The 24,395-nt window shown below is 67.2% G+C and carries 21 protein-coding genes and 1 pseudogene; 12 read left to right on the plus strand and 10 right to left on the minus strand.

Translation table 11 applies throughout. From position 1 onward, the window contains the following. Positions 1-38: 38 nt before the first annotated feature. On the minus strand, positions 39-1,004 hold the full coding sequence (locus tag C472_RS13695; protein WP_006630445.1) for a hypothetical protein: 966 nt from the start codon (positions 1,002-1,004) through the stop codon (positions 39-41). A gap of 217 nt (positions 1,005-1,221) precedes the next feature. Between C472_RS13695 and C472_RS13700 the strand changes: the two genes are divergently transcribed. From C472_RS13700 to C472_RS13720, 5 genes are all read left to right on the plus strand, one after another. Beyond that, positions 1,222-1,746 carry a transcription factor TFIIE subunit alpha gene (locus C472_RS13700; protein ID WP_006630446.1) on the plus strand — a complete coding sequence of 175 codons (525 nt, stop codon included), beginning with the start codon at positions 1,222-1,224 and terminating at the stop codon, positions 1,744-1,746. Beyond that, positions 1,746-2,441, plus strand: a complete 696-nt coding sequence (locus tag C472_RS13705; RefSeq protein ID WP_006630447.1) for a DUF2110 family protein — start codon at positions 1,746-1,748, stop codon at positions 2,439-2,441. Before C472_RS13700 ends, C472_RS13705 begins: the two co-directional genes overlap by 1 nt. Before the next feature lie 14 nt (positions 2,442-2,455). After that, positions 2,456-3,235 (plus strand): DUF5803 family protein, encoded by a 780-nt coding sequence (locus C472_RS13710; RefSeq protein ID WP_006630448.1) that lies wholly within the window; start codon positions 2,456-2,458, stop codon positions 3,233-3,235. Between the two features lie 67 nt (positions 3,236-3,302). Next, positions 3,303-4,013, plus strand: coding sequence for a competence/damage-inducible protein A (locus tag C472_RS13715; protein ID WP_006630449.1), 711 nt, complete (start codon positions 3,303-3,305; stop codon positions 4,011-4,013). Between the two features lie 541 nt (positions 4,014-4,554). Beyond that, a complete protein-coding gene (locus C472_RS13720; protein WP_006630451.1) occupies positions 4,555-5,676 on the plus strand; it encodes an ATP-NAD kinase family protein in 1,122 nt (373 codons plus the stop codon). 645 nt (positions 5,677-6,321) lie between these two features. On the opposite strand, the gene C472_RS13725 is transcribed toward C472_RS13720, so the two are convergent. Together C472_RS13725 and C472_RS13730 are read right to left on the minus strand one after the other, a co-directional pair. Continuing rightward, positions 6,322-8,013: a Na+/H+ antiporter NhaC family protein gene (locus C472_RS13725; RefSeq protein WP_049906670.1), complete on the minus strand. Its 1,692-nt coding sequence runs from the start codon at positions 8,011-8,013 to the stop codon at positions 6,322-6,324. Between the two features lie 349 nt (positions 8,014-8,362). Beyond that, a complete protein-coding gene (locus tag C472_RS13730) occupies positions 8,363-9,007 on the minus strand; it encodes a LysE family translocator (RefSeq protein ID WP_006630453.1) in 645 nt (214 codons plus the stop codon). Positions 9,008-9,527: 520 nt separating this feature from the next. On the opposite strand from C472_RS13730, the gene C472_RS13735 reads away from it, so the two are divergent. Continuing rightward, on the plus strand, positions 9,528-10,091 hold the full coding sequence (locus C472_RS13735) for a maltose acetyltransferase domain-containing protein (RefSeq protein WP_049906664.1): 564 nt from the start codon (positions 9,528-9,530) through the stop codon (positions 10,089-10,091). A 4-nt stretch (positions 10,092-10,095) separates the two neighbouring features. On the opposite strand, the gene prs is transcribed toward C472_RS13735, so the two are convergent. Continuing rightward, positions 10,096-10,956 carry a ribose-phosphate diphosphokinase gene (prs, locus tag C472_RS13740; protein WP_006630455.1) on the minus strand — a complete coding sequence of 287 codons (861 nt, stop codon included), beginning with the start codon at positions 10,954-10,956 and terminating at the stop codon, positions 10,096-10,098. 161 nt (positions 10,957-11,117) lie between these two features. Here prs and C472_RS13745 point away from each other — a divergent pair, with 161 nt between their 5' ends. Next, positions 11,118-11,774 (plus strand): HVO_0476 family zinc finger protein, encoded by a 657-nt coding sequence (locus C472_RS13745; protein ID WP_006630456.1) that lies wholly within the window; start codon positions 11,118-11,120, stop codon positions 11,772-11,774. Between the two features lie 1,052 nt (positions 11,775-12,826). Beyond that, positions 12,827-13,879 (plus strand): hypothetical protein, encoded by a 1,053-nt coding sequence (locus C472_RS17080; RefSeq protein ID WP_152420646.1) that lies wholly within the window; start codon positions 12,827-12,829, stop codon positions 13,877-13,879. A 351-nt stretch (positions 13,880-14,230) separates the two neighbouring features. Here C472_RS17080 and C472_RS13750 read toward each other — a convergent pair. Beyond that, a pseudogene (locus C472_RS13750) lies at positions 14,231-14,455 on the minus strand (hypothetical protein); the annotation flags it as partial. A 61-nt stretch (positions 14,456-14,516) separates the two neighbouring features. On the opposite strand from C472_RS13750, the gene C472_RS13755 reads away from it, so the two are divergent. From C472_RS13755 to C472_RS13770, 4 genes are all read left to right on the plus strand, one after another. Beyond that, on the plus strand, positions 14,517-14,720 hold the full coding sequence (locus tag C472_RS13755) for a hypothetical protein (protein ID WP_006630458.1): 204 nt from the start codon (positions 14,517-14,519) through the stop codon (positions 14,718-14,720). 98 nt (positions 14,721-14,818) lie between these two features. Next, positions 14,819-15,124, plus strand: coding sequence for a putative quinol monooxygenase (locus C472_RS13760; protein WP_006630459.1), 306 nt, complete (start codon positions 14,819-14,821; stop codon positions 15,122-15,124). Positions 15,125-15,227: 103 nt separating this feature from the next. Continuing rightward, positions 15,228-16,886 carry a gamma-glutamyltransferase family protein gene (locus C472_RS13765; protein WP_006630460.1) on the plus strand — a complete coding sequence of 553 codons (1,659 nt, stop codon included), beginning with the start codon at positions 15,228-15,230 and terminating at the stop codon, positions 16,884-16,886. A gap of 263 nt (positions 16,887-17,149) precedes the next feature. Continuing rightward, the gene (locus C472_RS13770; protein WP_006630461.1) at positions 17,150-18,538 is read left to right on the plus strand and encodes an ABC transporter substrate-binding protein; all 1,389 of its coding nucleotides are present in this window, start codon (positions 17,150-17,152) and stop codon (positions 18,536-18,538) included. Positions 18,539-18,907: 369 nt separating this feature from the next. Here C472_RS13770 and C472_RS13775 read toward each other — a convergent pair whose 3' ends face one another. The 5 genes from C472_RS13775 to lipA all read right to left on the minus strand — a co-directional run bounded on the left by C472_RS13775 (position 18,908) and on the right by lipA (position 24,245). Further along, positions 18,908-19,792: an ABC transporter ATP-binding protein gene (locus C472_RS13775; RefSeq protein WP_006630462.1), complete on the minus strand. Its 885-nt coding sequence runs from the start codon at positions 19,790-19,792 to the stop codon at positions 18,908-18,910. Further along, positions 19,789-20,709 carry an ABC transporter ATP-binding protein gene (locus C472_RS13780; protein WP_006630463.1) on the minus strand — a complete coding sequence of 307 codons (921 nt, stop codon included), beginning with the start codon at positions 20,707-20,709 and terminating at the stop codon, positions 19,789-19,791. The genes C472_RS13775 and C472_RS13780 overlap by 4 nt, the downstream gene beginning before the upstream one ends. Then, complete coding sequence (locus C472_RS13785; RefSeq protein ID WP_006630464.1) at positions 20,702-22,027, minus strand: branched-chain amino acid ABC transporter permease; 1,326 nt, start codon at positions 22,025-22,027, stop codon at positions 20,702-20,704. The genes C472_RS13780 and C472_RS13785 overlap by 8 nt, the downstream gene beginning before the upstream one ends. Next, complete coding sequence (locus C472_RS13790) at positions 22,024-23,145, minus strand: branched-chain amino acid ABC transporter permease (RefSeq protein WP_006630465.1); 1,122 nt, start codon at positions 23,143-23,145, stop codon at positions 22,024-22,026. Before C472_RS13790 ends, C472_RS13785 begins: the two co-directional genes overlap by 4 nt. A gap of 161 nt (positions 23,146-23,306) precedes the next feature. Then, positions 23,307-24,245: a lipoyl synthase gene (lipA, locus tag C472_RS13795; protein WP_006630466.1), complete on the minus strand. Its 939-nt coding sequence runs from the start codon at positions 24,243-24,245 to the stop codon at positions 23,307-23,309. Between the last annotated feature and the right edge of the window lie 150 nt (positions 24,246-24,395).

Below are 24,395 nucleotides of genomic sequence, written 5' to 3' on the forward strand. Positions count from 1 at the left end.
GCCCTGACCCGGCGAGCGGAGCGCAGGGCGACGGCGGCCTACAGCGCGCGCTTCGACCGGAGCCGAGCGAGCCGCCTCCGCGCCTCCTGCCGACTCGTCCCGCGGACGCGACCCGTCTCCGCGTCGGCCATCGAGACGAGCGAGAGGCGGTCCAAGAGCGGCGGCCAGTCGCCAGCGCCCGCGGCGTCGCTGGCGAACGCGACCGCGTTCCCGAGTCCCTCGCGCTCCTCGGTCCCGGTCCGCGCGACGAGCGCGTCCGCGGCGCTGCGCCCGCCGGCGACGGAGAGCCGGTCGCCGACCGTCGCGGGGATCCACGCCGGGAGCAGCGCCAGCCAGAGCAGGACGCCGGCGGCCACGTACGCCGGCGACGGGACGCGCTCGCGGTCCGGCTCGTACCCGTGGATCCGGTTGACGCGCCGGTCGGCGGCGGTGCGGTCCCCGCGGCGGCCGACGAGGAGCGTCGCGAGCAGCGCCGCGGTCTCGACCGCCGCCACCGCCGGGAGCGTCGCGGTCGTGAGCAGCGCCTGCCGGGTCCGGAGCCTGACCAGGGCGTGCCGCAGCGCGGCGTCGCGGTCGGCCTCGGGGAGCCCGAGCAGCCGCGTCGAGACCACCAGCCGCGAGCCGCGGTAGCCGTCCGCGACGGCGACGTTCGCGGCGTCGGCGCGGACCGCGGTCACCTCGGGGGCGTCGACGCCGACGTCGGCCGCGAGCCGCTCGACGCGGTCCGCGACGAAGCCGGCGCGGCGGTCGTCGAGGTCGGCGTCGGGGAGCCGTGCGATCCGGCGGTCGACGAGGACCGGTCCGAGGAGCGCGGAGCCGGCGGGCCCGACGACGGCGGCCGCGAGCAGTCCGCCGAGCGCGCCGACCGGGAGGATCCCGATCCCGCCCGGACCGAGCAGCGCGGCGAGCGGGACGAGCGGCACCGCCGCCAAGACGACGGGGACCGCGAGGAGCGCGACGGCACCGAGCGCGCGACGCCCGCCGCCGTCGACCGACTGGGTCATATCACCGTGTGTGAGCCACGGACGGTAAAGCTCTGCCGAACCCGCGGGTCGGTCGCCGCCGATTCGGGAGCGCGGAGCGACCGGTACGACCCGGGGACCAGGAGCGCTCGGTGCGGTCCGAGAATCCGGTTTCGCGCGGCGAGCCGTCCGGCGCGTCGGGGGGTTGCGACCGCGCCTTTCGGAGCTTTTAACCGGGTTCCGCCACCAGATTCCCGTAATGGCTTTTGAGGATCTACTGAACGACCCCGTCATCCAGAAGTACCTCCACGAGCTGGTGGGGCCGACGGGGATGCCGGTCGCGGCCGCGCCGCCGGACGGCGAGGTCACCGACGAGGAGTTGGCCGAGGAGTTGGGCCTGGAGCTCAACGACGTGCGACGCGCGCTGTTCATCCTGTACGAGAACGACCTGGCGACGTACCGCCGCGTCCGCGACGAGGACTCCGGGTGGCTCACGTACCTGTGGACGTTCCACTACGACAACATCCCGGAGAACCTCCAAGAGGAGATGTACCGGCTGCTCGACGCCTTAGAGGAGCGCGAGGAGTACGAGCGCACCCACGAGTTCTACCTCTGTGAGGTGTGTTCCATCCGCTTCGAGTTCGGCGAGGCGATGGACTTCGGCTTCGAGTGCCCCGAGTGCGGCTCGCCCCTTGACGCGATGGACAACGACCGGCTCCGCGACGCGATGGACGAGCGGATCGGGAAGCTCCGCGACGAACTCAACGTGGACGTGACCGGCTGATGGTCGTCCTCGCAACCAAGTGCTACGTCGAGGGCGACGCCCGAGACCGCGCGCTCGACGGCATGAACTCGCTCGTCGCCAACGACGTCGGCGACCTCGACGTCGACTGGCAGGTGGGCGTCCGCGACGACGACTTCGTCCAGGTGGACGTGACGGGCGAGGACGCCACGGTCGCGCGCAACGTCCTCGCGGAGACGTGGGGCGAGGTCGTCGCCCACGACGGCGGCCTCGAAGCGGGCGAAGAGTACGTCGGCACGCTCGAGTCGTGGGACGACGTGGGATTCACCCTCGACGCGGGCGTCGACGTGTTCGTCCCCGCCGACGAACTCGGCCTCGGTGTCGGCTCGCCGGAGCAGGTCGTCGAGCGGTTCGGGCTCGTCCAGCACCTCCCGATGCGGTTCGTCTACGGCGGCGACGCCGGCGACCCGGACGCGGAACCCTCCCGGCTCGCGGACGCCGAGCGCGACCGCCTGTACGACTGGCAGCGCGGCGACGGGCGGGTGAACGTCAACTCCGCGACCCGCGGCGAGACGCGGGCGACGGTGAACCGCGCGGGGCACGCGCAGGACATCGTCACCGTCGAGCGGCTCGGCCTGTTAGAACAGAGCATCGTCTGCGCGGAGGGGACCGACCCGCCGGGGCTGCTCGCGGCGATCGGCTCGTACCTCCCGGCCGAGATGCGCTGTGTCGTCTGAGGTGATCTGAACACGTGAACCGACGCTTCGCGCTCGCGCTGGCGGCGATCGCGCTCCTCGCGGTCAGCGCCGGCTGTCTCGGCTACGCGACGGGCGGCGGCGAGGTGACGAACGAGACCCTCGACGCCGAGCCGCCGCGCGAGTACGACTTCGACACGGACCGGGACGCCGCGTTCGACCTCTCGACCGACGCGACGTACACCGTCGTGTACGCGATCGGCGACCGCGAGGAACTGCGCCTCTACGAGCCGACGCCGTACTCGGGCGACGAGCCGATGGCGTTCGAGGCGCTCCGGTATCAGTACCCCGACGGCGAGGTGGTGAACGGGAGCGAGTTCCGCGCCCGCGGCGGCGAAATCGAACGGACGACCGACGAGACGTGGATCCGCTTCGCCGACGACATGGCGGGCGGCAGGCTCGCGTTCGCCGGCGACGGCTCGCCGCGCCGCTTCACTATGCGCGCGTACGTCGAGGGGTCGTACGCGGTGACGCTGCCGCCGGGCTTCAGCACGGACGCGCCGGTCGTCGGCCACGTGTCGCCGCGCGACCACGCGGTCGAGACGGTCGGCGACCGCGACCGGATCGTCTGGGACGAGGTGACGAGCGGGTCGGTCGTCGTCCAGTCGTACCGCGAGGGCGACCTGCTGGTGTTCGGCGTCATCCTCGTCGTCGCGGTCGTCGCCGCGGTCGCGGGGACGCTCTACTTCCGGCGGCAGCTGGAGGCGCTCCGTGACCGCCGCCGCGACCTCGGACTGCGGGTCAACGAGGACGACGATGACGACGGCTGGCTCTGACGAGCGCGGCCGCACCGGAGCGCGCCCGCGCCGCGGTCCTTTTCTACCGCGCGCCGCTTGAGTCGGTATGAACGCCGCCGTCGTCACCGTCGGGGACGAACTCCTCGTCGGCGACACCGAGAACACGAACGCGACCTGGCTCTGCGACCGCCTCGACGCCCGAGGCGTCGGGGTCCGACGGGTGACCGTCGTGCCGGACGAGGTGGCCGAAATCGCGCGGGTAGTCAACGAGTATCACGCCGAGTACGACGCGGTGATCGTCACCGGTGGACTCGGACCGACGCACGACGACGTGACGATGGAGGCGGTCGCGGCCGCGTTCGGGCGCGGCGTCGAGGAGAACGAGGAGGCGACCGCGTGGCTCGCCGAGCGGGGGTACAGCGGCGGCGACCTCGCGGCGGAGACGACGCATCTCCCCGTCGACTGCCGGCCGCTCCGGAACGAGGCGGGCGTGGCTCCCGGGGCCGTCGTCGAGTCCGTCTACGTCCTCCCGGGAGTCCCGGGCGAGATGAAGGCGATGTTCGAGTCGGTCGAGGGGGAGTTCGCCGGGACGCGGACCCACGTGGCGACCGTCGACGTCGACGAGCCGGAGAGCGAACTGCTCGACCGGTTCGCGTCGCTCCGCGAGCGGTTCGACGTGCGCGTCGGCTCGTACCCGGGCGAGGTCGTGACGGTGAAGCTCACGGGCGAGAGCGAGGCGGAGGTGGAGCGCGCGGCCGCGTGGGTCCGCGACCACGCGGACGCGGTGGAGCGGGAGTCGGTCGGCGGAGCGGAGTAAGCCGGCGGAGCGGAGTAAGCCGGCAGAGCGGAACAAGCCGGCGGAGTAGGTCGGCGGCGGCGGACGCCGTTCAGCGGTAGAGGTACGCGACCCACACGACGGCGAGCGCGAGGCTCGCGAGCAGGACCGCGGTCGCGGTCTCGCTTATCGGCAACGGCTCCGTCACGGCGGCTTCGAGGATCATGGTTCGCCGTTGTTCTGGCGGTGTCTTAAGTATTGATTCTCGGGCGAGACGGACGTCCGAGCGGGTCGGCCGTCGGGGCGGGGTTCACGGCGTCGCGTCGCGAGAAAACGGAACCGGGCGGCGTGGGCGTGTGGCAGCTTCCACTGAAGGGATCCGGTCCCGGTGAGACGAGCTGTTCGCGCGCCGATGGCGGGCTCACTCCATCGGCATTTCGACGGAGGAGCGGGAATCGGTTGGTTCCCGTGTCCGGTTGTTGGGGGACTTTATGAGTCGATCCGGTGAGCCGTCGACGCGCGACGCCGCTCCGCCTCGGTCCGACGCGTCTCGCTTAAGAGGCCGGCGCGGTGAACGTCGGGCATGCACGTGGGGATCGCGGTGAACCCGGTCGCCGGGATGGGGGGTCGCGTCGGACTGAAGGGAACCGACGGGAAGGTGGCCGAAGCGGTCGAGCGCGGCGCGGAGCCGCGGGCCCCGGACCGGGCGAAGCGGACGCTCGACCGGCTGGCTGCCGTCGCCCCCGAGACGCGCGTCTCCGTCGCCGCGGACCCGATGGGCGAGTCGATCGCCCGCGAGGCCGGCTTCGACCCGGTCCGCGTGGTCGATCCGTTCGACGGCGCGACGCCGGACCCGACCGACACGACCGCGGCCCACACGGCGGCGGTCGTGGGCGCGTTCGCCGGGCTGGACGGGAGCGAGAACGGTCTCGGCGACGCCGACCCCGTCGACCTCGTCCTGTTCGTCGGCGGCGACGGGACCGCCGCGGACGTGGCCGGCGCGCTGGCGGGGACCGACGTGCCGATGCTCGGCGTCCCCGCCGGCGTGAAGGTGTACTCGTCGGTGTTCGCGGTGTCGCCGGAGGACGCCGCCGAGGTCGCGGCGTCGTTCTCGCGGACCGAGCGCCGCGAGGTGATGGACATCGACGAGGACGCCTACCGCGAGGGGGAGGTCCACCCGGAGCTTCGGGGGGTCGCGCACGTCCCCGTCGCCGACGACCTCCAGTCGTCGAAACAGACCGCGAGCGGGACCGTCGAGTCGCTGGCGGAGGGGGTCGCCGCCGACATCCGCGAGCGCGACGGCGAAGGGGTCACATTCGTCCTCGGTCCGGGGTCGACCGTCGGGGCGATCAAGGACGAACTCGGCTTCGAGCCGTCGCCGATCGGCGTCGACCTCTGGCGCGACGGCGAGGTGATCGCCCGCGACGCGACGGAGGCGGAGATCCTCGACGCGCTCGGCGAGGAGAACGCCATCGTCGTCTCGCCGATCGGCGGGCAGGGGTTCGTCTTCGGCCGCGGCAACCCGCAGATCTCGCCGGCCGTGATCCGGCGCTGTGACCTCCGCATCGTCGCCTCGCGGGCGAAGCTCGACGACGTGCGCGCGCTCCGCGTCGACACCGACGACCCCGACCTCGACGCCGACCTCGCGGGGTGGGTCCGGGTCCGCGTCGGGAAGTTCGAGACGCGGATGATGAAGATCGTTTGACGCGGCCGCGGCGTCCGCCGCCGAAGCCACTTCGAGCGGAAAACACACCGGAGACGGCCGTACGGTGGATCGGCGGACGGAAGGGGGCAGCGATTGCGTCTACATGCCGACGCGGTGGCGTCGCCGGTGGCTCCACCGTCGGCTGTGAGAGGCGCGCTGCGCCACACTGTCGCCGGCGATGGAGCTCTGACGACCAATTTGCTCCGTGATACCCCTTCAGCGGGCGTCTGACCCTTGCTTCGTCATCCGGTCGTTCGCGCGTTGCGATCACGCACGGGACGCACGCCCGGACGGGGAGTTATACGGCCGAGGAGGGCGGTCGAGACCACTTTCTGCTATCAGGCGTCGGTTCGCTCCCGTCGTCCCGCCTCGCGTCCCGTCACCCGAGTTCCGCGATTTCGTGCCGATCACGGCAGTCGACACCCTCGAACAGGCACACAGGTAGTGATCCCGAGAGAGTCATCGAACTCCACAGAGCGGACCGCTCTCAGCGAACGGGAAACGAGAGGTTGGTTCGTCTCGCACGTGACCGCTGCGAGGACACTCCTGACAGGGCATCACGGACACTACTGATCGAAGACTTGGATATAAACCGGTTGTTGGAAAGCGGCCAGAAGGCGGAAAAGGGAAACGGGCGATGTCGGTTCAGGTACCTACCGCCGCGAATGCGAACACGAGCGCGAGGTACGCAGCGACGATGATAACCGCCAGCACCGGGACCAGCGTGAAGTGATCGTGACTCCCGTTGTTGCCGTCGACCTCACCGCGTTCGACGGCGTCAACGTCGACCTCGCCGGATTCGATGGCGTCGGCAGAAGGCATCACTTCGGGGAGCCCCTTGCGTCTGGCGTCGAACTTATTCAGCGCGAATACTGCGACCGCCGTCAGAACGAGCGCTAGTGGCAACGCGATGTATGCGGTCTGGAGACCCAGACCGTATAGTATGAGGACGAACACCGTGACCGCCGCGGCAGTTCCCGCGAACGGTATCTGGGTATTGACGTGGTCGATGTGATCGGAGCCCGAGAAGATCGACGACATGACCGTCGTGTCGCTGATTGGCGAGCTGTGATCTCCGTAGATGGCACCGCCGAACAGCACTCCAACGAGTACGGGGAGAATTGAGGGACCGACCAGTTCATACCCCAGCGGGATTGCCAGTGGAGTCAGGATGGCCATGGTTCCCCAAGACGTGCCGGTCGTGAAGGCGACAAACATCGCCGCGAGGAAGATGATCACTGGGAGGAAGCTCCCCGGGACGCCGCTGCCGACCATCGCGTCGACGATAACCTGGGCGGTGCCGACCTTCTCGGCGGCCAAACCGATCGACCACGCCAACACGATAATCGCGATGGCGATGTTCATCGTTTTGAATCCCTGGATGATGGTGTCGCTGGCCGTTTCGAGATCCATCGTCCGGTAGCCGAGCGCACCGATAAAGCCCGACACCATGAACGCGAAGGAACCGTACAGAAGACCGAGAGCCACGTCGGTCTCCTGGAACGCTTTCGAGATGCTGACCCCGGGGTCGTGGCCACCACCGAGCCACCACATCGAGATCAGGCTAACAACGAGCAACACCAAGATCGGGCCGAAGAAATTCACGAGCGTCGGATTCTTATCGCTGGGCTCGCCGACGTCCTGCGAGACGTCAGACAGCGGCGTCGCGTCCTCCCGAATAGTCCGACCGGTGGAACGCGCCCGCCACTCGGCGTCGAGCATCGGGCCGAAGAACCGCTGGGTAATCGCGATGAACCCGACCATGAAAAACGCCATGAAACAGTAAATGTTCCAAGGAATGCTCTGAAGGAACAGTCCGAAGGGGGTCATCCCGAGTTCCGAGGCGGTGACCGTGGCGGCTTCGAAGCCGACGATAATCATCGATACCTGGTAGCCGATCCAGGATGACACCGGCCCGAACGTCGCCACGGGCGAAGTCGTCGAGTCGAGTGTGTAGGCGTGCATCTCTCGGGAGGAGCGGTTCTCCTGAGCGAGGTCCCGTGTGGCGTTGCCCGTGACAATCGTGCTGGTGTATGAGCTGAAGAAGATGAATACCCCGATAAGCCAGGTGAGGATCTGTGACTCGCGAGCGCTGTCGACCCGGTCGCCGATCCACTGCTCTAGCGCAAGGATGCCGCCGGACCGGTGAATGAACGCCGCTCCCGCTCCCATGAACATGATGAGGATGATAAACTTCGTGTTGAACGGTGTTCGAAACACCTCAACAAGCCAGTCCATGGTGAGCGATGTCGCGGCGACGGGATTCCAGCCCGCCACAATCATCGCGCCGATCCAGACGCCGGCGAACAGGGACACCAACACCTGCCGTGTCGTCATCGCCAGTACGATCGCCAGAAGCGGCGGTGCCAATGCCAAGAGACCGTAAGTTGTGGTGGTCACACCCACGATTGAATATCGACTCGTTATAAATATTCATATATATACGACAGATTCCTCGGCGTTCCGAAGCATCCGAACCCGCACATTATATTCCAATATATAACATTTTCAACGCAATATTTACTCTTGTCCCTTATTTGCGAATCATCTGTACGTCTATGTGTGTCAAAACCACTCACGATAGTCTGACCAGTACTTCGGTATCCCTTCGTGGCCTCGCGAGACGCGGAGTGCGGATCTCGCACGCCAGCATCGTGCGCGTGAGGTTGTCGAAATTTCGCAGAGATTACGCCCCAGACTGCTTCTCGGTTACAAGCTTTAACCCGAAGCCGATCAGTACGCTACCGCTCGCGTACTGTATGAGTCTGGAGATCGTCTCGGAGCCAACAATGATGTGTCGGACCCGGCTGGCGAACGCTACCACGATCAGGAGATACAGGACGCTGAGGGTCGCGTAGGTCACCCCCAGAATCGAGATTTGGAGGGACACGCTTGCCGGTTGAGAGATAAACTGTGGGAAGAACGCGAAGACGAAAACCCCGACCTTTGGATTGGAGACGTTGATCGTTACTGCCTGCCGGTATGACCGCCTGAGTGAAGTGGTCCCCTCCGAGAGGTTGTTCCGGATCTCGAACTCCCCGTCGCGTCGGAGCGTCTGAACACCGAGGTAGACGAGATAGGCGGCACCAAGGTACTTCACGACGGTGTAGGCGAGCGCCGACGTTCGGAGAATCGCAGCTAATCCGAGTACCGCTGCCATCGTGTGAACGAGGACTCCTGTTGCTGTTCCACACGCGGCGGCCGCACCAGCGTAGCGCCCGTGACGGAGGCTCTCCGTCAAGGTGTATATCGTATCGGGGCCGGGAGAGATAATGACAACAATCGCCGCCGAAACAAACGCGACCAGGGTTGGAAAATCGAAGAGAAGCATATTTAAGACAGTTGTTAGTTAACTTGTGTTGACAGTCATGTATTATATTTAAATCGTTCAATTCGTGCTATCTCCCGACGCTCCGCGGATGTTCGGTCAATTACATTAGCCTTCAACAATCCTGGATAAAAAGAATTTGATCCTGACATTCTCTGTTGAAAACGGCCAATTCCGTCGAATCCGAGTGTGGTACGGCTGTCACGATCCCTTTCGACGTAGGCACGGCGGGGGAGCGTACCGGCTGAGCGACTGAGGGACGCAACGAGTGTACGCCCGGCTCACGACGGGACTCTGGGGGACGTGTCTCCCCGGGTAGGACAACTGACTTACACCCGAGCGGGTGGTCGATCAACTAGGCACCGATCTACGGCTCCGCACGGGCCAGCAAGCGGTTCTAGGCGGCCATTACGGGAGGCCGATGGTCATACATAGCCCTCAGTGACCCCGCCTCAGTTTACAAATAACACCCCTCAACGGAGCCGACGGACAGCCCTTTTACCAGCAGCCGCACCGGGTACGTATGGGACGTGAGAAAGAGCGGATGCTCGCCGGCGAGGCGTACGACCCGACGGACCCGGAGCTCGTCGCCGACCGCCGGCGGGCGAGCGACCGCTGCCGCCGTTATAACGCCACCGCACCGACGGAGACCGACCGGCGCGAGCGACTCCTCCGTGAGCTGTTCGGCGAGGTCGGCGGCGACGCGGTCGTCGAGCCGCCGGTCCGCTGCGACTACGGGTACAACGTCGGCGTCGGCGACGCCTTCTTCGCGAACTACGGCTGCGTCTTCCTCGACGCCGCGCCGGTCGCGTTCGGCGAGAACTGCCTGCTCGGGCCGGGCGTCCACGTCTACACGTCGACGCATCCGATCGACCCCGACGAGCGGGCCGCGGGCCGGGAGTTCGGCGACCCCGTGACCGTCGGCGACGACGTCTGGATCGGCGGGCGGGCAGTGATCACTCCGAGGGTCGAGGTCGGTGACGGCGCGGTCGTCGCGGCCGGGGCGGTCGTCGTCGACGACGTGCCGGCGCGGACGGTCGTCGGGGGGAATCCCGCCGAGGTGATCCGGCGGATCGACGAGAAGTGATCGGTTACAGCGAGCCGAGCGCGTCGGCCACGGCGGGCGCGGCGCTGACGACGCTACAGCCCCGCTCGACGGTGTCGGTGCCGACGATCCGGTCGACGCCGGCGGCGCGGAGCTTCGTCACCGCGTTGGCCGCGAGGACCGGGTGGACGCAGGCGGCGAGGACCCGCGCCGCGCCGCGGTCGGTGAGGACGGCGACGGACTCGCTCATCGTCGAGCCGGTGGCGATGATGTCGTCGACGACGACCACGTCGCGGTCGGCCGCGGTGGCGTCGGAGGGCGACACCGCGACGGCACCGGTCTCGCGGTCGCGGTGCTTCTCGAAGTAGTCCGTCTCGCCGGTCCCGTAGGCGTCGCGGACGGTGCCGGCCACGTCGACGGCCCCCTCGTCGGGGGCGAGAAAGAGGGGGTCGTCGAGGTCGGCCGGGAGCGGTTCGGCGAGGACCGCGGCGGCGTCGGCCGCCTCGACGGGGACCTCGAAGAAGTCGGCGACGGTCGCCTCGTGGGGGTTGACGAGGCGGACGCGGTCGGTGCCGGTCGATATCGCCCTCGCCATCGCGCGGGCGGAGACCGGTTCGCCGTCGCCGAACGAGGCGTCCTGCCGCGCGTAGCCCATGTAGGGGATCACGGTCGTCACGTCCGTCGCGCCCGCCTCGCGGACGGCGTCCTGTAGCTGGAGCAGTTCGACCCACGCCTCGTCGGAGTCGGTCGCGGCGACGATCACGGCCTCCTCGCCGTCGAAGTCGGGCACCGCGGCGAGCCCCTCCCCGTCCGGGAACCGGTCGTAGGTGGGCGTCGCGAGCGCCCGGCCCGTCTCCTCGGCGAGCGCGGCCGCGAGCTGCTGGGAGCTGGACCCGGGTACGATCATGGGCGACCGTTCCGCGGACTCCGGTAAACCAGTTTCCTTACCGCGCGGCGCTCCGCGGGCGGAGCCGGCCGAGTCGGGCGTCGGCCGCGCGCCACGCGAGCGCGGCCCACACCGAGCTCACAGGGGCGGATATTTACGGGCGCGGCGGGTACGAGCGCCCAATGAGCGACACCGAAGCCGGCGCGCGCGTCGGACTCCCCTGTCCGTCGTGTTCGCCCTCCGAGCCGACCGTCCACGAGGTCCTCAGCCCCGGCGGGCAGGCCACCGTGCGCTGTACCGAGTGCGACCACACGCATAAAACTGAGATACCGGAAGAGGAGACCGTCTCCGTGACGATCGTCGTCTCGCAGGACGGCGACTCGTTCACGACGCGGATGGACGTGCCCGCCGACGGCGACGTCGCCGCGGGCGAGGAGTTCGTCGTCGACACCGACGACGCGCTGATGCAGGTGCGGATCACGGACGTCGAACTCGGTCCCGAGGAGCGCGTCGAGGAGGCGGACATCACCGACGTGGAGACGCTGTGGACCCGCGCGGTCGACAACGTCGCGGTTCCCGTCACGCTCCACCCGAAGGACGGCGACGCCGACCAGACGCGCTCGCTGCGCGTGAACGTCCCCGGCGACTACGAGTTCACCGTCGACGAGACGGTCGAGTTCGGCGAGGAGCAGTTCACCGTCGAGGGGCTCCAGATCCGCGAGGACGCCCCGGAGTACCGCCACGAGAAGCTCGACCACCCCGGCGACCTCGCCTACGCGAAGGACCTCAAGCGGGTGTACGCCCGCGACGAGACGCTCACCGCGTGGTCCGCCTGGTAGTCACCGCCTAGCCGGCCCGCTGGTCACCGGCCGGTCGGCCCGGTAGCCGACGCGACCGACCCCGTCCGGTCGATCCGGACGGACTCGTTCTCTCGTCAGTTCGCCTGATAACCCCCGCGACCGGCGATCCTCACACCAACATAAACAATTATGAAGGATACGCACATGGAGTGAGACGTGCCGCCCGTAGTACACGACTGACGCACGCTCGACGGCGGGGACGACGGCCGGTCCCGGCGGTCCGAGCACGCGCGAGGCGACCGAGACTGAGCGGCGTATCGACCGATCGGAACCGTCCGCGTCCGCGGACGGCGACGACGCGAAGGAGGGTCCAGACGACCTGCCGACCGCGGCCGAGGCGGTCGCGCAGGCGGCGGGGACGTTCGACCCGTCGGACACCCGCCGGATAGCGAACGGGACCGACCGCTGGAACGCGTACGCCGGCTCGTCGCACTGAGGCGGCGACGGCCGGGACGCGACGCGGTCGGGCCTTTTTAGGCGTCTCCGCCGCTACCGACGAGCGGCCGATGACGAACCACCGCTCCGAGCCGGACTCGGCACCCGGCGGCGACGAGCCCTATGAGTACCGAGGCCAGCTTTCTATCCATACATTTGCGAGGAGAGGTGTACGAGATCCCATACAGTTTAAATTCCCATTCAGGTTAGACTAGTCGCAGAACTGGTCTCGCTCTGGAAACGAGAAAATTCTGATTCTTAGAAACTTGTTCCTAGTATAGAACAATACAATATGCTGCTCTTCGGTTACTGTCCGTCGTGAACAGGCAGGTCAGCAAGCGTCTCAGAGTCACAGTCGAACGGGCCCGGTAGTTGGTCAGCAAAGGCTCGCACAAAGCCACTACTTCCCGGCTCCACGATCACCTCACCACCCGCGTGAACCGTCTCACGGTCTTCGTTCTCGCACGTCGTGGGCACGAGCACTAGAACACGCTTCTGAGAGGGAGTTGGCCCGGGGCTGGACGGTTAAAATTCTTAGTTCCATGTTGGTTATATTTCACCGAAAATTACTATACAGCTCCTGGCTACTTTAGATTATGACACTCGAAATGGATGATCATCCATTTATCCGTCATGTTGGATTCGTCATCGTGTCTATCGTGCTGTTTTTGATCGTCGCTTGGATCTTTGGGATTGAATTTACCGAACAGGTGCGGACGCAGATCTACATTGCGACCGGCGCAGGGTTGGGACTGGCCTTCGCTCGCAATGCTGTCAGGCGATTACTTCGCAGTGCTGGTCGTGGCTCGGAGTTCGTAGTTCTCTATTCGAGCTACCGGGCGTTGGGTGAGCGATTCGTTGTTCTTTGGATGCTAGGTTTCATCGTGCTAACCGTAATCTCCGGTGGATCAGTTGACCTTGTCGGGTTCAAACATGTCGCTATGATCGTGCTCATGTTCGTGCTTGCCATCGCCTCTGCGAGTTTCCCTAACCTGAACCGCACGCTGAGAGACATGGTGTGGATACTCACCGCCATAGCTTCGGCAGCCGTTGTCGTTTTCCTACTGTATTCGGTCGTCGAATCGATCGTATCAACAAGACTGGATCTGTTGTCGTTCTCCACGACGATTGAATTGCTCGAACCGGTAATAGCGTCAGCAGTTGTAATCGGGGCAATACAAGTTATAATTGGGAGAACAGTCGGACCAACGACGAGAGAACTTGAGTACGATCGACATCCATCTGCGGTGTCAGTTTCATCTGATAATGACGAGAAATTTTTGGAAGCAGTACAAGAGTTAGCTGAGATCTGGGAAGAGAATACAAAAAGTGGTCCAAGGCGTCATTCAGCTAACGCTCGTCAAACAAGTGTTACCATTTCAGTCAATGGAAAGCAAAAAGCGGACTATAATATTGAACTAGGTGCCGACTCTGATCGTTGGGGTTATTCAAGGATTGTATCCGAGATCGGCGACAAGAACGCAAGATGGATCAGTAGAGAGGGTTCGCCACAATATCCCGATAAGGTTGAGACGGCGAAGTTCCTCCAATTGAAAGTGATAACGGATGTCTCAAGTTTGGGAATTAAAGAGCGAGTGTACCTCAGGATACAAGCAGTCAAGAGATCGGTTTTTGGATCAAATACGTGACACCGTCATCTTAGGGTTTAGATATAGACACTACCGTGCGGTGTTGTCGGTCTCTGTTACGTCTTGATTGTTCAATAGAGAGGGACAACATTGTGTATACGAACACTACAGCCTGAACCGAGGCTTGTCATGATCGAGACAGTCGTGGACCAATGTATCCAGATACTGGATGAACCGTGACGGAATGAGAGATTCTATAGAATCTCTAATATCTCCTCTATAGATAGATTGTGAGCTGTGAGTACCGAGGCCTCTTTCAATCGAACTACAGCTGCGTGCTGCCCGGCGATCACGACACGCACTCCACGCGGACGCGGGTCGGCACGATCGAGCGACGAGCGAGCGCCCCGACTACACGTCGACCGGGCAACCGTTGATCTCGCCGCCGGGCATCCCGTCGGCGAGCCAGTAGATAGAGAGGGTCAAGACGACGAGCACGCCCAGCGCGAATTCCAGCCCGTCCAGCGGGAGGAATAGCAGCGAGGTCGAGACGCTCAAAAGCGAGAGCAGCCCGAGCAGCACCGCCGACCCGCAGGACGCACAGCCCGCCCCCAGCATCCCGAGGACGACGCCCGCGTCTCGGCGGGGGACCGCCACCGAGCCAACCGTTTTCAGGTCGGCGCGCGACTCGCCGCCCATGGATCACCGCTGTCCCGACTGCGGCGTCACGATGGAAGAGGTCGAGTTCGGCATGGACGACGCGTGGAACGCCCACGTCAGGACCGGCGAGAAGCGGACGGGGCTGCTCGGCAAACTCGGGATGAACGAGCGGAAGTCGCTGACGACGGTGATGTGTCCCGAGTGCGGACTCGTCCGCCACTACGCCGAGTTCGAGGAGTGACGCGGGGGTAGCGAGGAGCGCCGGGGTGACCCATTCCTCGTTCCCGAATACCCGGTGCCACGGGGATTTTACGCGTCACAGCCCACGGATCGACCGGAATGTCCGACTCCGAGTACGCGCTTCAGGCACGGCTCGAAGCCAAGCCAGAGAAGGCCGACGAGGTGGCCGAGTTCCTCGAGTCCGCCCTCCCGGCGGCCGAGGCCGAGGAGCAGACGACGACGTGGTTCGCGCTGCGGCTCGACGAGACCACGTTCGGCATCTTCGACACGTTCCCCGACGAGGCGGGCCGACAGGCGCACCTCGACGGCGAGATCGCCGCGGAGCTGCTGGACCGCGCGGACGAACTGTTCGTGGAAGACCCACAGATCGACGAGATCGAAGTCCTCGCCGCGAAGCACTCCTGAGCGGCTCCGCGTCGCGGCGGGCGACCTCCGAGCCGGACAACCGCGGGAGACACCGGACACATCCGGTCGGGGCTTTATTCTCCCGGCCGCCGGAGGGGTGTGTATGGAGCCAGACTTGGACCGGTTCACGTCTCGCCGGTCGACGGTGTACGGCCAGCGCGGCGTGGTGGCGACCAGTCAACCGCTCGCGAGCGAGGCGGGGATCGAAGTGCTACGCGAGGGCGGCAACGCGTTCGACGCCGCGGTCGCCACCGCGGCCGCGCTCAACGTCGTCGAGCCGACCTCGACCGGCCTCGGCGGCGACGTGTTCGCGCTGTACCGGACCGCCGACGGCGAGGTCGGCGCGATGCGCTCGTGCGGCGGCGCGCCGGCGGACGCGACGATCGAGAACGTCCGGGCCGCGCTCGCCGAGGACGACGACGCGGACTCGTACTACCCCGACGACGGCGGCTACGCGGTCGACGACGCCGGCGAGGCCGGGATGCCCTTCTACGGCCCGCACGCGGTCACGGTCCCCGGGACGGCGCGCGGCTGGGAGGCGACCGTCGAGGAACTGGGCCGGCTGAGCCTCGCGGACGCGCTCTCGCCCGCCATCCGCTACGCGACCGAGGGCTACCCGGTGTCGGAGGTCATCGCCTCCTACTGGGCGAGCGCCGACGCGCTGTTCACCGACGACCACGCCCGCGAGGCGTTCCTGTTCGACGACGAGCCGCCGGCGGTCGGCCAGACGGTGACGATGCCGCGTCTCGGCGAGTCGATGAAGAAGATCGCCGAGGAGGGGGCGGACGTCGTCTACGAGGGCGAGATCGCCGAGGCGATCGCCGACGAGGTCCAGTCGCAGGGCGGGTTCATGACCGTCGACGACCTCGCCGACTTCGAGGTCGAGTGGCCCGACCCCGTGTCGACGACCTACAACGGGGCCGAGGTGTACGAACTGCCGCCGAACAACCAAGGGCTGATCGCCCTGGAGGCGCTCAACGTCGCGTCCGAACTCGGCGCGGGCGAGTACGACTACGACTCGCCGGAGCGCGTCCACTACTTCGCCGAGGCGTTGAAGCGGGCCTTCCACGACGGCCACCGCTACATCACCGACCCCGACTACGAGTCGAGTCCGCCGCTGGCGTCGAGCGAGTGGGCGGCCGAGCGCGCGTCCGGCGTCGGCGAGACCGCCTCGCACGACGTCTCCTTCGGCGTGCCGAACGCGAACGCCGAGGACGCCGACACCGTCCTCCTCACCGTCGCCGACGAGGAAGGCAACGTCGTCTCCTACATCAACTCGCGGTTCGCCGGCTTCGGCTCCGGCCTCGTCGCGGGCGACACGGGGATCGCCCTCCAGAACCGCGGGGCGTCGTTCTCGCTCGACCCGGACCACCCGAACGCGCTCGAACCCGGCAAGCGCCCCTTCCACACGCTCATTCCGGGCGTCGTGAAGTTCGACGAGGACGACTGGGCGGCGTTCGGCGTGATGGGCGGCTACATGCAGCCGCAGGGCCACGTACAGGTGATCTCGAACCTCGTCGACTACGAGATGCCCCTCCAGCGGGCGCTCGACGAGCCGCGGTGGCGGTACCGCGAGAGCGGCGAACTGGCGCTCGAACCGCACTTCGACGACGACGCCGCGGCCAAGCTGGTCCGGAAGGACCACGACGTGCGGACGCTCTCGCCGGTCATGTTCGGCGGCGCGCAGATCGCCCGGAACCGGAAGGGCGTCCTCTCGGCCGCCACCGAACCCCGGAAGGACGGGAACGCACAGGGGTACTGAGACGCGACGAGCAGGGGGCCGGTCGTTGCCGCGAGCGCGGCGGCGACGACCTCGTTTCTGTCACGGATCCCTCCCAGCCGCGGACTTCCTTCCTGTCACTCCCGTGGAACGAAGCGCGTCCCGCGCCCGATCCTCGCTGAGCGAACCGGCCGTAAAAACGCGGTAGACCGGAAGCAGCCCGGTCTGATCGTCCGGCGGCCCGCGGTGTCGTATTTGTGGCCGTGGATACACTTATAACGGCTCGCATGGTATACCGTCACAGAATGACGCGAAGAATCCAGCGACGCGACGTACTCAGAGGTGCCGGTGCGGTCGGGATCGCGGGGATCGCCGGCTGCTCGACCGAGAGCGGCGACGGCGGGGACGGCGAGGATGGCGGNGGCGGCGACGGCGGGGACGGCGGCGACGGCATGGACGGCGAGGACGGCGGCGACGGCGGCGACTCCGCGTCCGTCCCCGACGCCGTGATGGTCGTCGGGTTCCCGCAGTCGGGCATTCAGCTGTTCCGCGACTTCTACGCGGAGTTCGCCGACAGCGCGCCGGACCTGGACATCATCGTCCCCGACGGGCTGATCGACGGCGACCTCCCCGGCGAGGTCGACAGCGACATGAACAACGTCATCGGTACGGCACCCTCGGCCGGCGGCCCCGGGGCCGACTTCTTCGCCGAGTCGTATCAGGAGGAGTACGACGAGGAGCCGGGCGTGTTCACCTCGCAGGCGTACGACGCCATGGCGGTCGAGATCCTCGCGGCCACCGCCGCGGGCGAGAACAGCGGCGAGGCGATCCGCGACCGCGTCCGCACGGTCGCCAACCCCGGCGGCGAGGAGTTCGGTCCCGCGGACCTGCCCGAGGCGGTCGAGACGGTCGCCGCGGGCGACCCGGTCCACTACGTGGGGGCGTCCTCAAGCGTCAACTTCGACGTCAACGGCGACATGGCCACCGCCGCGTACGACATCACCGACTTCCAGGACGGGGAACTCGTCACCCTCGACACCGTCGAGTTCGGGAACGAACTCTCCGAGGAGGACCGGAACGCGACGGCCGCGGACCCGGTCGGCGTCGACTCGTTCACGGCACAGATCGGCGTGTTGATGCCGGAGACCGGTGACCTCGGGCCGCTCGGCGGACCGATCCGGGACGGCGCGCTGCTGGCCGCCACGCAGGTCAACGACGCCGGCATCAACGTCGACGTCGACACGCGCGTCGAGGACACGCAGACGGACCCGCAGGCCGGTATTTCGGGCGCGAACGCGCTCGTGAACGCCGGGTACGGGGCCGTCGTCGGTCCCGCGTCCTCGAACGTCAACCTCCAGGTGTCCGATCAGGTGTTCATCCCGAACGGCGTCGTGGGCATCTCGCCGTCGTCGACGGACCCGAACGTCACGGACTTGGACGACAACGACTACATCTTCCGGACCGCGCCGTCCGACCTGCTTCAGGGGCCGGCGATGGCCGACCTGGCCGTCGGCGACATCGTCGGCGCGGAGACCTCCGGCACGCTGTACCTCAACGACGCGTACGGCCAGTCGCTCGAAGGGTCGTACGTGAGCGCCTTCGAGGAGCGCGACGGCACCATCGACCAGCGCGTCTCCTTCGAGCCGAATCAGGCGACGTACTCCAGTCAGTGGTCGAGCGTGCTGAACCAGTAGGCGTCCGTTAGCAATCACATCTCTCCAATTTTTCCCGAACACAGGGAGCGATAGCTGCGGCGGCGTCGCCGGCGGCAGAGCCGCCGGCTGTCACCGGGCGAAGCCCGGTTGCCCGAGGGACCGCGTCCCTCGCTGCCAGAGAATCTTCGATTCTCACTGCCGGGAGGACGAAGCACGGCGATGTAAGCACCGAAGCGAGGGAGCGGCAGCGACCGAGCGAGGCGCGCAGCGAGCCGCGCGAGTCCTCCCGGCTGGGGCTTCGACGGTGTTCGTGTTGATCAGCGAGTCATATATCGCCGCGCGCAGCCGAGCGGCTAGGATTGCGGCGAACGGGGGCCGCTCGGTGACACCTCCTCAGTAGCAGTCCGCTTATCCCCCGAGGAAGTCGCGCCGCACGTCCTCGTCGGCGAGCAGCACGTCGCCGCGGTCGGTGTACCGGTTCCCGCCGTTCACCAGCACGTAGCCGCGGTCGCAGCGGCGGAGCGCCTCCTTCGCGTTCTGCTCGACCATCAGCACCGCCGTCCCAGAGTCGTTGATCCGATCGATCCGGTCGAACATGTCGTCAACGAGGTCGGGCGCGAGGCCGGCCGACGGCTCGTCGAGCAGCAGGAGGTCCGGGTCGAGCATGAGCGCCCGCCCCATCGCCACCATCTGCCGCTGGCCGCCGGAGAGCGTCCCCGCCTTCTGCTCGCTGCGCTCCCGGAGGATGGGGAACCGGTCGTAGATCGTCTCGATCTGGGCTTCGGGCACCTCGTCGAGGATGTACGCGCCCATTTCGAGGTTCTCGCGGACGCTGAGTCCGGGAAACACGTTGTCGTTCTGCGGCACGAACCCGATCCCCTCGCGGATGATCTGCTCGGGCGCGAGCCCGTGGATCGGCTCGCCCTCGAACTCGACGGTGCCGCCCATGTGGGTCGTGAGTCCGAAGACCGTCTTCATCACGGTCGACTTGCCGGCCCCGTTCGGGCCGACGATGGTTACGTACTCCTCGTCGGCGACGTCGAGGACCACGTCCGAGAGGATCTGGAGGTCGCCGTAGCCGGCGTCGAGATCGCGGATCCGCAAGATCGCGTCGCCGCCGAGGGCGTGGTCCGTCCCCGCGCTGACCTCGGCGTCGGTGGGAGAGTCGCCGCTCTCCGACACGGGTTCGGTCGCCGGGGCGTCGCTCTCCGACCCGGATTCGGTCGCCGGGGCGTCGCTCTCCGACCCGGATTCGGTCGTCCCGGCCGGCTCCGGCGCGTCGTCGGCGCTCATAGATCCTCACCCAGGTACGCCTCGATGACCCGCTCGTCGTTCCGTATCTCGTCGCCGGTCCCCTCGGCGAGCACGCTTCCCTGATGCATGACGATGACGCGTTCGCAGTTGTTCATGATGACGTCCATGTCGTGTTCGACGAGCAGGAAGGTGTAGCCGTCCGCGCGCAGGTCGTGGATCCGGTCCAACAGCTTCTCCTCTAAGGTCGGGTTGACCCCGGCGAGCGGCTCGTCGAGCAGCACCATCTCGGGGTCGGTCATCAGCACGCGGGCCATCTCCAGCAGCTTCCGCTGCCCGCCGGAGAGGTTCCCCGCGTGCTCGTGCGCGAGGTGGTCGATCTCGAAGAACTCCAGCGTCTCCCACGCCCGCTCGCGCAGCGCCGTCTCCTCCTCGACCACCGCGCCGCGGAGGCCGGGCGTCACGGCGCGGACCGCGGACTCGCCGAGCTGTCCCTGCGGCGCGAGCATCAGGTTCTCCAAGACGGTCATCTCGGAGAGCTCCCGGGCGATCTGGAACGTCCGAACCAGTCCCTTCCGCGCGATCTGGTACGGCTTGAGCCCCGTGACGTCCTCGCCCTGGAAGGACACCGTCCCGGCGGTCGGCTCGTGGACGCCGGTGATACAGTTGAACGTGGTCGACTTCCCCGCCCCGTTCGGGCCGATGAGTCCGGTGAGCGACCCGGACTCGACCTCGAAGGAGGCCCCGTCGACGGCGGTCACTCCGCCGAACCGCTTCACCAGCCCCTCCACGCGGAGCGGCGGCGACCCGGACGGCGTGTGTTTCGCCGACTCTTCGACCTCGCCGTCGTTCTCCTCCGGTTCGTCGGCGGTCGGAGCCGACGCGTCTACTCCGTCGGCGACGTCGCTCCCGTCGGCGACGTCGGCCGGATCGTTCGGATCGGGGGCGTCGCTACTCATCGGACTCACCTCCGGCGGGCCGCTCGGAGAGGTCGACGGCCGCGGCCGTCTCGATCCGGTCGCCGAGGACCCCCTCCGGCCGCCGGTGGATGATGAACACTAAGACGAGGCCGAGGAAGACGAACTGGAGCGGCGCGACGTTGTCGGCCGCGTACGCGAGGAGCGTCACCGGGTCCAGCGAGACGAGCGCGTCCGCGAAGGAGCCGGGGGTCTCGGCGTCGATGAGGCCGCGAACGGCCCCGCCGACGCGCCGCGGGCCCTCGAACAGCACCGCGGCGAAGACGATGCCGCCGAGGACGGAGCCGGTGTTCGACCCGGAGCCGCCGATGATCACCGCGATGAAGACGTAGAAGGTGAGCAGCGGCCGGAACTGCGGCGTGGGCGAGACGTTGCCCTGACTGCCGAACCAGAGGATTCCGGCGAGTCCCATCAGCGCGCAGCCGATGACGAACACCTTGATCTTCACGAGGTTCACGTCTTTCCCGAGCGAGTTGGCGACGAGTTCGTCCTCGCGGATCGCCTTCATCGTCCGCCCGAACGGCGAGCGGCCGAGGCGTTCGAGCAGGAGGTAGAAGCCGACGAGGAAGGCGGCGAGCACGGCGATGTACCCCCAGCCGATGAGGATTGGATGGGAGATGCCGAGCCCGTCGGTACCGAATACCCCGAAGACGAGGTCGCCGAGCGCGGTCGGGGTCCCCGCCTGCCCGTCGACCAAGAACAGGTCGCGGACGGGGTTGTCCGGCATTCCCATCCCGCGACCGCCGCCCGTCCCGGCACCGATCGTGTCGCGCAGGAAGCTGTCGAAGGCGCTCGACTGGAGCGAGAGCCGGATGATCTCGGAGAGACCGAGCGTCACGATCGCGAGGTAGTCGGCCTTGAGCCGGAGCGCCGGCAGCGCGGCGATGCCTCCCAGCAGCGCCGCCATCCCCATGCCGGCGAGGACCCCGACCGGGAGCGGCAGCCCCAGTCCGGGGGGCCCGAAGGCCGGGTCCGGCGAGCGGACGACCATCCCCATCGTGTACACGCCGACGGCCATGAAGCCGGCGACGCCGATGTTGAAGAGGCCGGTGTACCCCCACTGGAGGTTTAGAGCGAGCGCGGTGAGCGCGTAGACGAGGCCGAGGAACGTCAGCGTCTCCATGAGTCCGACGACGCTGTTGAGGCCGTCGGTGAACGAGAGGAGCGCCGCGGCCGCGTAGATCGCGAGCAGCGTCCCGACGACGAGCGCGAAGTCGCTCTCCTTGGCGGCCGCGATCACCGCAGCCGTGGCGCTCTCGGGCGCGTCGGCCTCCGGAACGGCCGGATCTGCGTCGCTCATGCCGTCGAAACACCTCCGAACAGCCCCTCGGGACGAAGGAGGAGCATCAGGATCATCACGGCGAACGCCGCGGCCTGGTTGAAGTCGGACGGGATCCAGATCGTCGAGGTGGTGAACACGACGCCGATGACCAGTCCGCCGACGATGGCCCCGTAGACGGAGCCGATCCCGCCCAGAATTACGGCCGCGAAGATCAAAAGCAGGAGGAGCCAGCCGAAGTCGAACTGGATCGTGCCGCGGAGCAGGACGTAGAGGTAGCCGGACGCGCCCGCGAGCCCGCCGCCGATGATCCACGTCGCGGTGACGACGCGCTCGGCCGGGATCCCGGTGATGAGCGCGAGGTCCTTGTTGTCGGCCATCGCGCGCATCGCCGTGCCGAGCTTCGTGTGCTGGAGCATGGCGTGCATCGCGACCATCAGTCCGACCGCGGCCACGAGGATGGTGAGTTCGTGCGCGTTCACCGAGACCCCGAGGGGACCGAACGCGAGGTTCGACTGCTCGACGCTGGCGGTCACGCCCCGGCGGTCGGAGCCGTAGCCGAACTGGAGCAGGTAGCGCACGATAAGCGCCGCGCCGATGGAGGCGATGAGCAGCGAGATGCCGTCGCGGTCGCGCATCGGCTTGTAGAACGCCCGGTCGAGCGCCACCGCGAGCAGCGAGGTGACGACGAACGCCGCGACCAAGCCGACGAGGATCGCGCCGGGCGTCGAGAGGATGTGCGCGCCCACGTCACCGGGCGAGGCGCTCCCGGCGTCGCGGACGGTCAGGAGCGCCCGGACCGGCACGTCGCCGAACCCGGCGATCAGGAAGGCGACGCCCCACCCAGTGAACGCCCCCGCGCTGACGAGGTCGCCGTGCGAGAAGTTCGCGAACGAGAGGATGCTGTACGTCATCGAGAGCCCGATACCGGCCAGCCCGATCACGAGCCCGATGACGACGCCGTTCCAGAGGTTCGATCCGAGCCGGTCGACCGAGACCGACCCCCCGATCGGGCCGAGACCGACCCCCCCAAGCTTCGCCGCGAGGTCGACGAGGAGGAGGCCGCCGAGAAGGACGGCGAAGAGGAGCCCCGGCCGGGCCCGTGCGGCGTCGACGATCGACGAGTCAGTTGTTCCCATGTGTGCGTCTCACTGACGCAGGGTGAGTCACCGAGAGGTAAATAACTCGCTGTTCGAACAATCGTCGGAACATCGAAAGCGCCTGACAGCTGTCGGGAACGGGAGCCGGTCCGCGAGTCCGGACGATCGGCGGAAGAGCGGTCTCGGTCGCCGCCCGCGATTCAGTCGCCGCCCGCGGCCCGCGCGCGGCGGCGCGCGTCCTCGGCGGAACGCTCCTCGCGCAGCAACGCCTCGACGAACAGTTCGCCGGCCTTGTACGACGACCGGACTATCGCGCCCGACGCGCAGTAGAGGAACTCGAACTCCTCCTCCGCGACCCGCCGCCACGTCTCGAAGACGTCGGGGTGGACGTACTCGAAGACGTCGAGGTGGGACCGCGAGGGCTGGAGGTACTGCCCGAACGTGACCACGTCGACGCCGACCTCGCGGAGGTCGCCGAGCGTCCGGTACACCTCGTGGTCGTACTCGCCGACGCCGAGCATGAGGCTCGTCTTCGTGTGGATGTCGGACTCGCGGTCGACCTGATCGAGGACCGACAGGGACTGCTCGTAGTTCGCGCGGCGGTCCCGCACCGGCCACTGGAGCCGCTCGACGGTCTCGACGTTGTGCGCGATCACGTCCGGCTCCGCGTCGATGATCCGCCGCACCGCCTCGGGGTCACCGCCGAAGTCGGGGATGAGCGTTTCGACGAGCACCTCCGGGTCGCGCCGCTTGATCGCCCGGATCGTCTCGGCGAAGTGCGCCGACCCGCCGTCCGCGAGGTCGTCGCGGTCGACGGAGGTCAAGACGACGTAGTCGAGCCCGATCTCCGCGACCGCGTCGGCGACGTTCGCCGGCTCGTCGGGGTCGAGCGGCTCCATCCCGCCCGTCTCGACGTCACAGAAGTTACACCCGCGCGAGCAGCGGTCGCCCATGAGCATGAACGTCGCCGTGCCCGGCCCGTCGTTCCCCGACCAGCACTCGCCCATGTTCGGGCAGTTCGCCTCCTCGCAGACCGTGTGGAGGTCGTGGTCGCGGAGGGTGGACTTGATCTCGGTGAACCGACTCCCGGACGGCGGGCGCGACTTCAGCCAGTCCGGTTTCCGGCGGCCGCGTTGCATGTCTGACCCTTGGCGTCCGAGCGCAAAAGCGTGCGGGTCGGTTCGGCCGACGGTGTTCAGATAAGGTTTGAAAGTGAGGCGGTGCGTTTTCAAAGTGTTCTATGCCAGAAAACGACCGCCTCAGCGGCTGTTTAGACGAGATCAACTTAG

It is taken from the genome of Halorubrum tebenquichense DSM 14210 (assembly GCF_000337415.1).
GTDB classification, from domain to species: Archaea; Halobacteriota; Halobacteria; order Halobacteriales; family Haloferacaceae; genus Halorubrum; species Halorubrum tebenquichense.